This is a genomic window from Symmachiella macrocystis (assembly GCF_007860075.1).
GTDB lineage: Bacteria > Planctomycetota > Planctomycetia > Planctomycetales > Planctomycetaceae > Symmachiella > Symmachiella macrocystis.
The window spans coordinates 560329-575598 of sequence record NZ_SJPP01000003.1 but is presented as its reverse complement, the minus strand read 5'-3'; the positions used below and the strand labels follow the sequence as shown (position 1 = coordinate 575598).

At 55.8% G+C, this 15270-nt stretch carries 12 protein-coding genes; 3 read left to right on the top strand and 9 right to left on the bottom strand.

Annotation, left to right across the window (positions count from 1 at the left end; genetic code table 11):
• Positions 1-117: 117 nt before the first annotated feature.
• Entirely contained in the window at positions 118-1293 is a 1176-nt protein-coding gene (locus CA54_RS25730) for a M20 family metallopeptidase (protein ID WP_146373857.1), read from the top strand.
• Between the two features lie 23 nt (positions 1294-1316).
• Here the strand turns inward: CA54_RS25730 and lptB are convergent, their stop codons facing one another.
• The 6 genes from lptB to CA54_RS25700 form a co-directional block, all read right to left on the bottom strand.
• Positions 1317-2207, bottom strand: a complete 891-nt coding sequence (gene lptB, locus CA54_RS25725; RefSeq protein ID WP_146373856.1) for an LPS export ABC transporter ATP-binding protein — start codon at positions 2205-2207, stop codon at positions 1317-1319.
• Positions 2208-2260: 53 nt separating this feature from the next.
• The gene (gene lepB, locus CA54_RS25720) at positions 2261-4279 is read right to left on the bottom strand and encodes a signal peptidase I (RefSeq protein WP_197532836.1); all 2019 of its coding nucleotides are present in this window, start codon (positions 4277-4279) and stop codon (positions 2261-2263) included.
• A gap of 245 nt (positions 4280-4524) precedes the next feature.
• A complete protein-coding gene (gene lepB / locus CA54_RS25715; RefSeq protein WP_146373855.1) occupies positions 4525-6159 on the bottom strand; it encodes a signal peptidase I in 1635 nt (544 codons plus the stop codon).
• 83 nt (positions 6160-6242) lie between these two features.
• Entirely contained in the window at positions 6243-8045 is a 1803-nt protein-coding gene (gene lepA, locus CA54_RS25710) for a translation elongation factor 4 (RefSeq protein ID WP_146373854.1), read from the bottom strand.
• Between the two features lie 169 nt (positions 8046-8214).
• The gene (locus CA54_RS25705; protein ID WP_146373853.1) at positions 8215-9216 is read right to left on the bottom strand and encodes an ROK family protein; all 1002 of its coding nucleotides are present in this window, start codon (positions 9214-9216) and stop codon (positions 8215-8217) included.
• 216 nt (positions 9217-9432) lie between these two features.
• A complete protein-coding gene (locus CA54_RS25700; RefSeq protein ID WP_146373852.1) occupies positions 9433-10170 on the bottom strand; it encodes an NRDE family protein in 738 nt (245 codons plus the stop codon).
• Positions 10171-10663: 493 nt separating this feature from the next.
• Between CA54_RS25700 and CA54_RS25695 the strand changes: the two genes are divergently transcribed.
• Positions 10664-11716, top strand: a complete 1053-nt coding sequence (locus CA54_RS25695; RefSeq protein ID WP_146373851.1) for a beta-ketoacyl-ACP synthase III — start codon at positions 10664-10666, stop codon at positions 11714-11716.
• A gap of 194 nt (positions 11717-11910) precedes the next feature.
• Positions 11911-12675: a sugar phosphate isomerase/epimerase family protein gene (locus tag CA54_RS25690; RefSeq protein WP_197532835.1), complete on the top strand. Its 765-nt coding sequence runs from the start codon at positions 11911-11913 to the stop codon at positions 12673-12675.
• 31 nt (positions 12676-12706) lie between these two features.
• On the opposite strand, the gene CA54_RS25685 is transcribed toward CA54_RS25690, so the two are convergent.
• The 3 genes from CA54_RS25685 to CA54_RS25675 all read right to left on the bottom strand — a co-directional run bounded on the left by CA54_RS25685 (position 12707) and on the right by CA54_RS25675 (position 15116).
• Positions 12707-12916 carry a hypothetical protein gene (locus CA54_RS25685; RefSeq protein ID WP_145426537.1) on the bottom strand — a complete coding sequence of 70 codons (210 nt, stop codon included), beginning with the start codon at positions 12914-12916 and terminating at the stop codon, positions 12707-12709.
• Between the two features lie 104 nt (positions 12917-13020).
• Positions 13021-13812 (bottom strand): CPBP family intramembrane glutamic endopeptidase, encoded by a 792-nt coding sequence (locus CA54_RS25680; protein WP_146373850.1) that lies wholly within the window; start codon positions 13810-13812, stop codon positions 13021-13023.
• Between the two features lie 20 nt (positions 13813-13832).
• Positions 13833-15116 (bottom strand): HD-GYP domain-containing protein, encoded by a 1284-nt coding sequence (locus CA54_RS25675; protein WP_146373849.1) that lies wholly within the window; start codon positions 15114-15116, stop codon positions 13833-13835.
• Positions 15117-15270: the final 154 nt, after the last annotated feature.

Genomic DNA, 15270 nt, shown 5'->3' with positions numbered 1-15270 from the left:
TTTCATCCTGCAAAGGGCGATGTTCTTGCCGACTGGGGACGGACTGCTATGGTGTTCAGGCGGTGCTGATATTATTCGTACGTTTTATCTGGATGAATTACAAAGACGAGAGAAGAAATGCCGATTTCCGCCGAAAAGTTGCAAGCCATTCGTCAAACGGTGACTCGCGACCGCCTGTTGGCGACGGCTCGGCGATTGATTGATATTCCTAGCCCCACCTGCGACGCCGGTGCCGTGGCCGATGCACTGGCTGCTTTTCTGGCGGAGGAGGACTTCCAGGTGGAGCGTCCGCAGGCGGCGTGGCCGACATCGCCGGCGGTCGTGGTGCGGTGGGACTCAGGGAAACCGGGGCGGACCTTGCAATTCAACGGACATTTGGACACGGTGCACTTGCCGTTCGCTCCATCAGCTGTCGAGGGAAACCGCCTAACCGGGAGTGGAGCGAGCGACATGAAAGCGGGTGTGGCCGCCATGGTCGAAGCGCTGCGTGTCGTGCGCGATTCGGAGGTTTTGGATGGCGGCGGAGTTTTGCTGACCGCTCACGATCTGCATGAAGCGCCGTGGGGAGATTGCCGGCAGTTGAATCAGTTGATCGACGACGGGTATGTGGGGGACGGCGTCTTGATTCCCGAATACACGCACGACGTCTTGCCGGTGATCGGTCGCGGAAATGCGCATCTAAAAATCAAAATCAGCCGCCCGGGACAGCCGGTGCACGAAGTCTTTCGCCCGCGCGAAGAACCGAACGTTTTAGAAGTCGGAGCAAAGCTGACGCAACGATTGTTGGACTGGAACGTGGAATTGGAAAAGAACAGTCATCCAATGGCGGGCTGCGCGAGCGCATTTGTGGGGATGCTGAATTGTGGCGAAATGTACAACCAATATCCGCAAACCTGCGAGTTGCAGGGAACGCTGCGATGGTTGCCGGGGCATGCTTGGGAAGAAGTTCGCCGCGACTATCAAACGCTGGTTGCAGATGTAGCCGCAAAGACAGGGGCAACGATCGATGCCGAGTTTTTGCTGATTCGTGACGCGTTCGAACTCGATGAGCAAAGCGACCTAGCAGCTACGTTTCAGAATGTTTATGCGCACGTAACGGGCGAGAAACTGCCGATCGGGGCCAAGCCGTTTGCCGACGATGGGAGTTGCTTCTGGCAGAAAAAAGGGATCGCAGCAATTACGCACGGGCCGGAGGCGGGGGGCGCGCACACGACGAGCGAGTGGGTGAACATCGACGATCTGGTCCGCGTGGCGGTGGTCTATGCGGCAACGGTGGTCGGGTTTTGTGAATGACCGTTGACGGTTTTTCCTTTGTGTCAGGCGGCGCTCTTGTCCTCGTCGGATGCTTCCTTCTCGGCCGCGTCGTCAGCAGCGGCTTGGGCTTCGGCGGCCGCAGCATTGTCAGCGGTAAGTTTTCTGTGAGCCGCTTCTTCGCGGTTGGCCTGTTCTTCGGCCAGCATGGCCTCTTTGCCGCTGATGATCGAATCGGCGTCGAAGCGTTTGCCGAAGTACATTTCCTGGGCGGATTCGTTTTTCAAAACGGTTTCCGCGTCGCCCGAGACGAGCACTTGACCAGCACAGATCACATAAGCGCGATCGGTGATCGTGAGCGTTTCCCGTTCGCGGTGGTCGGTCAGCAAAATGGCGATGCCGGTGTCGCGCAGTTCGCGGATGATGTCTTGGATGCTGTGAATCGTGACCGGGTCGATACCGGTGAATGGTTCGTCGAGCAGAATCAACGCCGGTTCACTGGCCAAGCAGCGCGCAATTTCCAAGCGGCGACGTTCCCCCCCGGAGAGGTGCGATGCAACCGATTTGCGCAGACGTGTTAGCCCAAATTGCTCCAACAGTTCATCCGTGATTTTGCGGCGCTCGCGGCGCTTCACGTGTAGCATTTCCAAAATGGCAATGATGTTTTGTTCGACCGTCAACTTGACGAAGACACTCGATTCCTGGGCCAGGTACCCCATGCCATATTGGGCCCGTTTGTACATCGGCCAATTGGTCACGTCGACGCCGTCGAGTAGCACCTGACCTTCGGCGGGAGCGATCATGCCGCAGGTCATGCGAAAGGTGGTGGTCTTGCCGGCACCGTTGGGGCCGAGCAATCCTACTATTTCCCCGCGTTCGACATTCAGGTCGACACCGTTGACGACGCGGCGTCCACCGTAAACCTTGGCCAGGCCTTGTGCTTGCAAAATAGACATGAGTTCACTCATCCTCCGTGACGTGTGAGATCATCAAATATGAAAACCGCCGGTTACTCAATACGCTGCCAACGTCGCCATTGCGGATAGAAGGGGACCGACAAGCTGGGGTACTTGGATTTCTCTAATTCCATCGGCCCGTTGGGCCCCAACGGCTGAACAGGGCGATAATCACCAGGCCCGACTTCAACAACCTCGGGCTGGTTGTAATACCAAACGGGAATCCCGTGTCCATTGTTCAAAAACGGAATGCCGTGTGGCCAGTAGATGAAAAATGCCTTGCCAATCAACAAATCGCGGGGAACTGCATGATTGTGTAGCGATTCGTTGTTGTCACCAATGCGATTGGGGATGCGTCCAGAATCCCACAGTCGGCTGTCCTTGCTGCGGGCACTGTTGTCGCCCAGTACGAAGAACTCGTCTTCGCCTAACTCGAATTCGTTCGACTGCATGTCGACATAGCCTTGGCTATGCCCTTTGCCTGAGAATGCTGTTTCCGGATTGGCCAGAAAGGTGCGTAACTCCGATAATCTGGTCGGTGCTCTAAAGTCGACCTGTGCATGTGTGCCGTTGCCGAGATTATCCTTAGAGCAACTGAGGTAATAGACGTCGCGGGAGACGTTCAAGTGTGAGATCGACAGCGAAGCATCGCGAGCAGCGATGCCCACCGGGGCCAAGTCGCGGTTCGTCGGTTTGCGCTGCGACAAGGTGATCGGCGGAACGATTCCGCCACCTTCACCAAAATCAATCAGGTCTCCGTCGATCCACAGTAACAACCGATCGTCGACATTTGCGAATTCGACGTCATACGATCCGGCTTGATTGAGCGGGGTGTTGGCGTCGGTCGCCCCTTTGAGCGGAACGGGATCGAGATTAAAGCTGGTGTCGACATATTCCAACGCCGCTGTGCCGGTGGTGAGGTCGATGCGGCAGCGATACCAACGGTCCCCTTCGACCAACTCCAACAGCAATTCGCCCTGAGGTTGTAACAGGTTCACTTCGCAATTGAGGGTCAAGTCGCCGACCCAGTGCACGCCCCACGTATCAGTCGGCGGTTGTGGAAACAGATCGCCAGTCGGTGTCGTCCGCTGCGCGATGCCCTGGGAGATTCCCGAATTGTACGACGAAAAATCAGTGATCAATTGCGGCGGAGGTTGCGGTTCGTCAACGCGCTCGCCGCTCAACACGCGCCGCCAGTCGTCGGCGAACGGTACGATGTGCCGATACCGCAACCATTGCCAGTCGTCGCTCGGTGGGGCCGCTGCCGAGAATTGAAAACTGCGTTTTATCGCGTCTTCCGACCAGCCATTTTTGACGACCGACCATTTTCCGTCCACAGTGGCAACAGATGCCCAACGCTCGGGCCAACCCGCATCGAGAAGTTGCTGAGCCGGCTTGTCGTTGTCAAACACGGGGATTTGCAACTTCTTTTGTTTTTCCGGAGATTTCCGCAGAATCTGAAACTCTTCTGTATCCGATTTGCGAGCGTAGAGATTCCCCCAATCGATCTTGATTGTTTCCCCCGGCAATCCAACCAGTCGTTTGATGTAGTTGGTCTTGGGTTCTTCGGGGTATTTGAAAACCACGACATCGAAGCGCTCCGGGTCGCCGAATTCATAGGGAAACTTATTGACCAAAATGCGGTCGCCAACGAATGCCTGATTGTCTAAGACATTGTTGGGATAGCGGCAGTTGGGGCAGAGCGCGTAGTTGACAATATTCGGTGTTTCGCCCGTGGACCAGTCGACGGCGATGATTCCGTTTTCTTCGATTTCGTCGCTGGCACTCACGCGGAACAGTGTGTCACATTTTTCGCACGTGACATCCTTATGCCGACCGTAGAGCGTTTCAGCCATCGAACCGGTGGGGATGACGAAGGCTTCTGCTTCAAAGGTGCGAAATAGAAACGCCAGCACAAAGGCGATCACGATCGATTCCACCGTTTCTCGAAATCCATCCTGCCGTCGTTTTCCGCCAGTCGGTTGGACGTCCGCATCCTTAGCCGGTTCGACCTTGGGAGGCGGAGATGCTTTGGTCGGTTTTGCGGTGGCTGCTTTTTTACGTGGACCCATGGCTATTTTCGTTCGCTGTTATTGTCGATGCGCGCTTAGGCGTTGATTCGATTCGTCGGAGTTGCGGAGTTGCTTTCTGGAACCCAGTCCGTTCCCTCAATCCGCACCTTCGGCAACTTGCAAATATTGGTTGGCAATGACAATTCGGTCTTGCCGACAAAACCTTAACGCAACACGACTCAATGGTCGATCTTGGACGAGAATGTTCCGCCGCTGATTTGTCGTAACTTACTACGATGTCACTGTTAGCGAATATAGCGAATTCGAGAGAAATCTGGAATGCTGATCGAGGATCGCCATGTTTTTGACGGCAAGTGGACGAGAAACGGCCGGCCGATAAAATGCCGGCTCGTGAGCTTTCGTGCCGTCGGCTGAGCCAGCCAGACGCGGCTATCCTCGGAAATCGGGCTGTTGTCTCCCAGCGCGAAGTATTCGTCGTCCCCCAATGTGTACGGCAGGAACGCCGCTTCGTTTGATTTTGAGAGGTATTGCACGTCTCGGAACAGCTTGATGGCGCTCACTCGCAAATTGATACCCGCAGCGCCGAATTGCACCGGCTTTTGAGGCGGGGGGCTGGGCGCCGATTCCGCGGGATAAGTCCAAGATTGGCCGATCAGAACACTATCGACCGCCACCAAGCATTGCCGGTCCATCAGCGACATTTCCAACTTGGCTGTGCCGGTGAGAAGTGACTCGGGCAGCGGATGCTTAAAAATCGGGGTTGTCTCTTGCGAGGAGAACAGCTCGATCATTTTCCGGCCGAAATCCAACCGGCAATCCATGATCTCTCGACCATCGGACATCCGCACCGTGAATTCGCCCGTCCCTCCACTGTAGGTCAACTGCAATTCCAGCATCAGGTCCCGAACTGGGGTTTCGCCAGCTGAGGGATTGTAGCCGTATCCGTCGGAAATCGGAGCGCGATGCGATCGTTCAAATAGCAGGTCCACCGCTTGTTGAAATGCGAAATCTTTGCTCAGCCCCGCGAGATGTTCTCGTGCGGCAAGAGGCATGGCACCGCGGCAGACGAGCTGTTTTTTTGCCGCATCATGAGTCACATTGCTGAAAAAGGGATTGGGTGGGTCGGCTTCAGGTGGCCATTGAGTAAGTGGTACGGTCGTCGTACGCAAGCCTCCTTGGCGGATCCAATGCTGATAGTCGATCCAGTGCAACTGATCGCTGAGTGTTGCCTGGGAGTGTTTGATAAAGATGTCAAAGTCTCCGCCGTCTACCAGCCAAGGGCTCTGCTCGGCCTGAGCGCGCCAGCGTGGGTGCCAGTTGCGATCTGTGTCGTGCGGTTGATAATCGTTGTCGTAAACGGCAATCCGCATCTGGCGTTGCTGTGCGAGTGTTTTGCGTTGGATCTCTCCGTTGATATAGACGTCGCCCTCGCGGAGTTGGATGGTCTCACCAGGGAGTCCCACGATGCGTTTGACGTAGTTTTCGGTCGGCTGGCCGGGGTTTCGAAACATGGCGATTTCCCAGCGGCGCGGCGGGCGGAGATCGAAGAGGTGTTTGTGGACCATTACGCGATCGCCGGCAACGTTTTGCGAGTCACCGGAATCGGCCTCAACAGCGGGCACAGGGATTTCGCGAAAGTCGCAGTTGGGACAGATCGCTTCGTCATCCCCTTGGTCCTGCTCGACACCAAAGGCGAAATGCCAGCGGCATTGGGGGCAGGTGACCTCGCGATGCCAGCCATAAAATCCCGGCGCCATCGACCCGGTTTCGATCATGTAGGTCTCGACGGCAAAGGTTTTGCACAGTGAGACGGCGATGCCGAGGCAGACGAGAAACTCCACACACTGTCGCACGGCGCCGTAACCACGGTGGCTACGCGCATTGGGCTGCGACTCAACATTTTCGGATGTGGAAAGCATGTCGCTGGGTGCCGTTCTCGTCGTCGAATTGCACGCCGGTGTAGCCGGGGCAGTCGTTGGTGCCGAAACCCGCCGCGGCGACTTTACTGATCCTCGCCCGCTTCGAGTACGGAGAGGAAGGCTTTTTGTGGGATTTCGACCTGACCGAATTGCCGCATCCGTTTTTTACCCTCGCGCTGTTTGGCCCACAGTTTACGCTTTCGGGTGATGTCGCCGCCATAGCATTTTGCGGTGACGTTTTTGCGCAACGCCGAAATGGTTTCGCGGGCGATGACTTTTCCACCGATGGCGGCCTGGATGGCAATCTCAAATTGATGTTTTGAGATTTCTTTCTTGAGTCGCTTGACCAAATTGCGTCCGCGACGCTCCGCATCGGCACGGTGCATGATTGTGGAAAGAGCGTCGACGCGATTGCCTTTGACCAGGACATCGACTTTGACCAAATCAGCTGCGCGAAAACCAATGACGTCGTAGTCCAATGTGCCATAACCGCGCGTTGCCGACTTGAGTTTGTCGTGCATGTCGTAAATGACTTCCGCCAACGGAAGTTCATAGATCATCAGCGCGCGATTGGTGCCGAGATATTCGGTGCTGATGTAAGTACCGCGACGATCAGCGGCCAGTTGCATAATCGGGCCGATACCCGTGGTGGGCAGAATGAAATTGACCCGCGCAATCGGCTCGCGGAATTCCTGGATGGAACCGGCATCGGGCACCTCTTGCGGGTTGTCAATCTTTTTGACCTCACCATTGCGGAGCAACAGTTCGTAGGTCACGTTCGGTGCAGTTTGGATGAGATCGACATCTGCTTCGCGTTCCAGTCGTTGCTGGATGATCTCCATATGCAGCAGGCCTAAAAACCCGCAGCGAAAACCAAAACCGAGCGCATCGCTCGTTTCGGCCATATATGAAAAACTGGAGTCATTGAGGCTGAGTTTTTGCAGAGAATCGCGGAGTTTTTCGAAATCGCTGGAATCGGTGGGATACAGTCCGGCGAAGACCATTTGCTGCGGCAATTGATATCCGGGCAAGGATTTCTCGGCCGGCTGCCGCGCGTCGGTCACGGTGTCGCCGACATGGACTTGCCCGAGGTCTTTGATGCCGGTGAGAATGTAACCGACCTGTCCCGGTCCCAAACTGTCGCAGACCCTCATCTCCGGTCGGAATTGGCCAATGTCCAACACGTCGTAGGTGGTCCCTTCACGCATAAACTTGATGCGTTGGCCTTTTTCGATCGTCCCTTCCATGATGCGGACGTAAGTCATGACGCCGCGAAACGAGTCGTATTTGCTGTCGAACACCAGCGCCTGCAGCGGAGCGTCTGATTTGCCTTGCGGCGGCGGCACGCGTTTGATGATGGCTTCAAACACCGCATCCACGCCGATTCCATCGCGGGCACTGATCATCAACGCGTCGTCTGGTTCCAGTCCCAAGACGGTTTCGATTTCTTCTAAGACCTCGTCAATACGGGTCACCGGCAGGTCAATTTTGTTGACAACCGGAATGATGGAGAGATCAACGTCGATGGCAGCGTAGGCGTTGGCAACGGTCTGGGCCTGAACGCCCTGAAACGCGTCGACCAACAGGAGGGCGCCCTCACAGGCAGCGAGTGAGCGGGAAACTTCGTAGTGAAAATCGACGTGCCCCGGTGTATCGATCAAATTCAGTTCATACACTTGACCCTCGAACGTGTAATTGATCGCAACAGTCCGCGCTTTGACGGTGATTCCACGATCACGTTCGATCGACAGGTCGTCGAGGATTTGTTCTTTAAACTCGCGCTGGGTGATGGCCCCCGATTTGAGTAGCAGTTGATCCGCCAACGTACTCTTACCATGGTCAATGTGCGCGACGATCGAAAAATTGCGGATGAACTGTGTGTCCATGTGCGGTTTAAAACTCTATCCTACAGACGATTTGCGTGATGGAATAAACTCAGTGGTGGTATGATTGACGTCCGAATCGATGGCGTTAAGCGGCCGTGTGCTCTACGGTTTTCTGGTGCAAATTCTCCGGCGCGGCAGTAGGCAGGAACACCAGCATTGAAATATTGGGCTAGGGAAACTTCAACCTCGCGCAGCCGGCGGCTCCAATATAGCCCGCGTCTCCGCCCAAACTCGCGTATTCAATCTGCGTCTTTTCGGCCGGGACCGGAAAAGCACGTTTCTTGACTTCATTACGAATTTCCTGCAGAAACCTACGTCCCAGTTCCGTCTCGTTACGGCCGAACGTCATGGCGCCGCCGAAGAGGACCATTTCCGGATTGATTGTATGCATTAACGTCGTCGTACCAACACCCAGATAGCGGGCGGTTTGCATGATCAATTCCTCAGCCAACTCATCTCCATTGTCGCACATGCGACTGATCAGTAGCGGCGTGAGTTTCTCGCCTTTTTCTAATTCGGCGGTAATCGGTGATTCACGTCCGTCATCCAACGCTTCGCGACAGCGTTTGACCACAGATTTGGCGCTGGCATAGGCTTCCAGCGTGCCAAATTGACCTGTCGGGCAGAGCCGGCCGTTGTTCATTTCGATGATGATATGCCCGCATTCGGCTCCGTGGGAATGCGCGCCTTCGACAATTGTGTCACCAATGATAATGCCGCAACCGATTCCCGTGCCAAGCGTGAAAAACACCAAACTCGACGCGTCCCGCGCCATGCCGCCCCAAAATTCCCCGTAGGCAGCAGCGTTGGCGTCGTTCTGCAGTGTGGTTGGCAGTCCCAACTCCTCGGACAACTGATCCCGCAACGGCAGATTCGTCCAACCGGGAAGATTGGGAGGATCGAGCAGCAATCCGTTGGGAATATCCATGGTGCCCGGCGTTGCTAATCCGACAGCATGAATCTCGCTGATTTCGAGCTGACTTTGTTCGATGGCCATTCGCGAAGCTTCACAAATGGTTTGCAGACCGACTTCAGGGCCAAGTTTGGGTTTCGTGGGCCGACTAACGTGTGACAACGAATACGCCTGGGAGTCAACGACACCCACTTTAATGTTGGTTCCGCCAACATCGACTCCCAAATAAAACGGCCCATGGTCTGGGTTTGGACGCATCAAAAAGTACCACCGAAAACGTTGGAAACCGAGCGACGGTAAGTGTTTGCTGGAACGTTTGCCGGTAGAGGTACAGGCAAGGGGGAGGCGGGCGCTCTCTGAGTACCGCAGCTACTGGCTGCCGCTGTATGATCTTACTCCTGGGGTTTGCCCAGACTCGTAGACCGGACAGTATATACCGTCGCTGTCCAGGGATTCAATCTCAGGCAGTCGCAGCTAAAGTTGTTGGAACATATTGCTAAAATCGTTGTAGGGAGTCGATGAAGGGGGACCGGCGGCATGCAGGTATGTTGACTGAGCTGCGGCGTCCGCAAGTACGATAATCGACGAAGAAACAGTCCCCCAATCGCTACCGGTGCGGCAAATCGCCGGTTCGCTGCCCTCACCGGACAGTCCACAGATCTTTTTTGCTGCAGGAATCCAGTCTTCGGCGAGCTCACTGTCGATGCCTTCCAGCAGGAGGCGCACGCGACCAATGCGGGGGTCCAGCGGGTCGTTGAGGTCGCTATTGGCCATCAAGTGAATCCCCGGCGGTAAGTGTGTGATGAGGAATTCATCGCCTGCCTCGATGCTCACCGCCGTATCGGGGGCAGCCAGCAGGAAATTGCAACCGGCATAATTCCCTGTGAGCAGTTGTTGTCGAGCGTGTGCGATAGCCGTTGCGATATCGGAAAATCCCAACAAATCGCGGCATAATAAGCCGCGCGATCGCGGGGATTGAGGGAGTTGCTGCTTTTGGCGGTTTGTGACCGCCACGATCATTTGCTGCTGATTGACGCCCAACCAAGTCCCACCGGCTTGCAAGTCAGTACCGCCCAGCCAGTTCGATTTTCCTGGCGGCTCCTTGATGATCGCCGGTCCCGTACTCTGCCGCAGGGGACTCTCTTCACGGTTGGCGATGAGAAAAACTGGATGTTGAGGTATAGTTTTGAAGGCGACACCGAGCAAACACATGAGTTTTCTTCCCAGTCCGTACTCAAAAATGTCCCTCGCGGGCAAGATGCGTGTTTTGGGGTGAATGAGAGGGCCGGGTCGGTGTCGGTGTGAAACCTCGCTGGTTTCAAGACTTAAAACCAGTTACACTGCCCAGTACAGCTCGTCGACGGATGATTGCTTGCCCCGAATATTGGACCGTCAACTGCGAATAGCAGATTACGAAAGGCATGGATGCCAGAGAAATCCTCTTGGGCCATTCCATTTTGCGATTTTCCGCGCGGCCGGTTTGTGGTCGCAGCGACTGGTTTTGAATTCATCGAACACGCAGTGTGCGCACGCAGATTGCGAACCACTCACGAAATTGAACGTTCACTAAGACGGAAGTCGTATCGGTGCTCAAACCAGTTTGCGGAATGCAACATTGAGTGTGTTGTCAGGATAACTCGCCAACTGTTGTTATATCGATTCCGCAGGTTTTGGAAAACACCCATCGTCTAAGGAAAATTGGTATATGTCTTCACAAAGCTCTCCCGCACCGCAGGCGTCATCGCCGCGGATCAACCGGTTCAGCCGCCGTACGAATTCGATGCTCGGCGTGCAGGTCGTTTCGTGCGGATCGTACGTACCCGATCAAATTGTGACCAATGAAGATCTGCGAGAGAGTGCTGGTTTCGATCCGGAGTGGATTGAACAACGGTCGGGGATTCTAGAACGACGGTATCTACCCAGTAATCTTGCGACCAGCGACATGTGTATCGCGGCGGCACGCAAGGCGATCCGCCGCGCGGGTGTCGATCCGCAAGATATTGATTTGGTCTTGGTCGGTACCTTTACACCCGACTTTGCATTTCCCTCAACGGCCTGTTTGGTGCAGGATGCTTTGGGACTCGATGCGGCTGCTGTGGACTTGCAGGCAGCGTGTGCGGGTTTCATGTATGCACTCACCACCGCCGCGCAATACGTCGCGACCGGTAACAGCCAGCTTGCCTTGGTGATCGGGGCCGATTGTAACAGTCGGATTGTTGATCCCACCGATCAGCGGACCGCGCCCTTATTCGGCGACGGTGCAGGGGCGGTCTTGCTCGCCCAAGGAGATCCCCATCAAGGGTTGATGTGCTATCAAGTCGGGGCCGATGGTAGCGGCGGGCCGATGTTGAATTGTCCGGCGGGGGGATCGCGGCAACCGATTACCCACGAACAAATCGACAAGAGCGAACATTACCTGAAAATGGATGGTCGCAATGTGTTCAAGTGGGCGGTCCGGGTGGTCACCGATACGATCGAACTGATGCTGGAAAAAACCGGCATGAGCGTGCACGATGTCGACTTGTTCATTTTGCATCAGGCGAACATTCGGATCATCAATTATGCGATGGAACAGTTGGGCATCCCGGACGACAAAGTCTTTGTGAATCTACAAAAATTGGGGAACACCTCAGGCGGGTCGATTCCCATCGCCCTGGACGAAGCTTTCCAAGCAGGCCGTATCAATCGGGGCGACACGATCTTAATGAGCGGTTTCGGCGCCGGACTTTCCTGGGGCACCGGGCTACTACGCTGGTAGGCAGAGAGACGGCTTTCCCCTCATTCGTAGGGTGTGCCGCGATGCACCTATCGATGTAGGATTGAGAGATTGCCCCAACGACCTGCAGCGATGACGAACAATTGATAAGCGAAACCTCTCACCTCGGTCCCTTTCCGAGAGGGAGAGGAAGTCGGTTTTGGTGGGGTGGCTATTGGAATTCGAGGGGAGCAACAATGTTGAAGCTGGGCATGGTGACGTATCTGTGGGGCAAGGATTGGGACCTAGATACAGTTATCAAGAATTGTGGCGACACCGGTTTCGCGGGCGTGGAATTGCGTTCCACTCACAAGCATGGAGTCGAGGTCGAACTCTCACCAGCGCAGCGGGCTGAGGTTAAGCAAAAGTTTGATGACTCACCGGTCGAATTCGTGGGACCTGGGTCCGCTTGCGAATATCACGATCCCGACCATGGGATCGTGCAGCGCAACATCGAGTTGACCAACGAGTTCGTGAAACTGTCAGCGGATATCGGCGGGACGGGGGTGAAGGTCCGTCCGAATCGTTTGGTCAAAGGGGAAGACCCGCAAGTGACCATCGCCCGAATCGGAGAAGCATTGCGGGAGTGCGGAAAATTTGCGGCCGACCATGGCCAGGAAATTCGTGTCGAAGTTCACGGGCGCGGGACGAAAGATCCGGCGGTGATCCGCAAAATTATGGACGCGGCCGATCACCCGCAAGTGGTCGTGTGTTGGAATGCCAATCCGGGTGAGACGGTCAATGGTTCGATCAAGATGAACTTCGACCTGCTCAAACACAAACTCGGTGGAACGCTCCACATTCACGATTTGTTTGACCAACAGTATCCTTATCAGGAATTGTTCTTGTTGCTCAAGCAACAAGATTACGACGGCTACTGTCTCTCCGAAAGCCCGGCAACCACCGATCCGCTGAAAGTCATGCGGTATTACAAAGCGTTGTTTGAGCAATTGACCGCTTGAGCGGATTCCGGCGATGGATTTCTCGCATAAATCATAATCGCGCGGCGATGGACTGCGCCGCTTTCGCAATTTCGGCTTCGATCTCGTGCTGCATTCGCCAATGCAAAAACGCGCGGCGGAGCGGACCGGCAGCCGCGATGCGGGCGGCATACTTCTCTCCCATGCGGTCTCTGATGCTTTGCAGTTTAGCCGCCGCTGAGTTCTCGTCGTTTTGATAGATCTGCAGTTTGGATTCGTCCATCGTTGCGGTTTACCTGCATGAGTATGCAGCGCTGGTTTCGATTGGGGAATCGACCGTATTACGTGAGAAAGGTGCGTCGCGACGCACCCTACGTCCATTGAGTTTTAGGTGTGGTCGACTAGTAGGATGCCGACGAGTAGGTCGTAGGCGGCGTGGCAACCGACGGTGATGCCGAAGCCGCGCAGTAAAAACAGCAAGGCGAAGAAGCTGCCGGCCATGGCGCGAAACGAGAAGGTTAGTGCGGAGAACGCATCGCCGTGAGGGCCGACGTAATGCGCTAGTGAAAAGAGGACACTGGTTACCAGAATCGCCGTCCCGGCCGCCCAGCGCGCTGAGCGAAATAGCACGTAAAACACGGCGTAGCACAGCGGTAGCATCCACAGGCGAAACAAGACTTCTTCGTACACGCCCGCGCCGACAAAACTGACCACTTTGGATAGGCCGGCAGAGGCCAGTGCGGTGGATGCCGGCAGCGTGGATTCGTTGATTTCCGCAAACGCTAAGCTTTGCAGTTGTCCGATGACCACCAGCATTAACGCAAACAACAGCGATTCGGCGGTCATGCCGAGCAACGTTTCGCGGTTCACCTTCCAGGCATACCGGCCGCCCAGATGCCAAGCCAATAACAGTCCAATCACAATCGCCGGCAACACGTGGACTTGTACCAGTCCAACTTCGTGCAGTGCGGTGCGCATCCAATGATCGGCCCCGTTGCGGTACGACGCTGGCTCACTGCCGCCCAACCAGAGCACGCCGACTTCATACAGTCCCAACAGCGGCAGTAGAAAAATCAAACAGGAGAGCGGGCGTCGGGAACTGGTCCAATAGTCGTCATCGGTCAGCGCGCCCGGTTCTTCCGGGGGCGGCGCGTCGTTGATTGGTTTTGAACGAAACATGTGAGGCTTCCGGCGTGAATTCAATGAGGTTGCGATACGAGCGACTGGGGCTGGGGGACTGACGCACCGTCGTTGGGCAGTTGCGTTTGATGATGCGGAGCCGCGAGGCGAACGTGGTCGGAGTGCAGTTGATGCTGCGTTGACAACTGTGTTGAATGCTGCGGTGGTGTGTCGGTTTTTGTGGGCTTGGCCAATTCGGTCGTCCGCTCACTTCCGCCGAGAATGCGTTCGACCCAGTCATGGTCCAGTTGTCCTCGCATGGCGCGGGACGAAAACTCTTGGGCCATCTCGCGACGACGAGACTCCGGGTGCGTGACAAAATGATTCACTGGGGCGGTCGAGCGGTACATGGCAACGTAATCGGTCGCAGCGGTGAGGAGACGCAAGGCTTCGTTGAATTGCAGGTCGGACAACTGCGCGGGGAAGCCGGTCCCGTTGAGTCGTTCGTGATGCCGCGCGACGAGTCGGGCGACGGAAATTGGTGGGCGTCGCATGCGACCGATCATTGCCGCCGACAATCGCGGATGCCGGCGATACAAACCGAGTTGAGTCTCCTTGAGCTGTTCGTGATTGTGAATCACATGGGGATCGATGACCAGACAGCCGACATCCCGCAGCAAGGCGGCTATCATGAGGTGTTGCAATTGCTCGCGCGTTTTCATGGCTTTGTGCGCGTTGGGCGTCCAGGCGATGAGCTGCGCAGCGGTTACGGCTTCGACGTAGACGCGTGTATGACTTGTCGGTAGTTCGCCTGCCAGGATCTCTGTGATGGGGAGACCGGGTTGCGGGAGGATGTCCTCGATCGTGGTTTTGGAAGCGGACTGTTCAATGATGCAGTCGGTTAACTCGACGATTTTTGTATATTTGGGAGGCCGTTCACGAGGCATTTCTGCAATGAGCCCGCACAACTCCAACGATAGCTCCTTGAGTTCGGCAAGAAGTTGTTGTTGCCGATCGTGACGGTCTAGTAACGATTCGCCGACTTTCAATAGCGCAGTGGGTGAGATTTGGTCGCTGGGCGTGTCGCTGCCTTCAGCAGCGGATTGGCGAATGTCATGATAAACCCGCTTGGCGAGCGTCAATGCTCCGCGATGCAATGCGGGCAAGTAATCGTTCTGCGGCACGCGCTGCAACGGATCGGTGGCGATCCGCCGCAAACGACTCATGAGTTGATCGTAGCGACGGCGAATTGTTGTCGTGTCGTCGGAATGTGGGTTGTGCGCCGCGCGATCATGCTTGGCGTCTAAGCGGACTTCCGACGGTTGTGGATGGGGTGAGGAGGCGCGGTCGCGGATTGCATTCATGTTCTGTCCTTCGTTTAGCGTGGGACGGCGCGCGGAGTCAGCGTTGTATCCTGTGCCGGCCCTGGGATATCATCGACAGCGTCGAGGCCGCCCCTGTAAGATGGGGGGTGAAGCATGCGCGATCGTGTTCAACGGCAGGAGACGCGTGAATCGA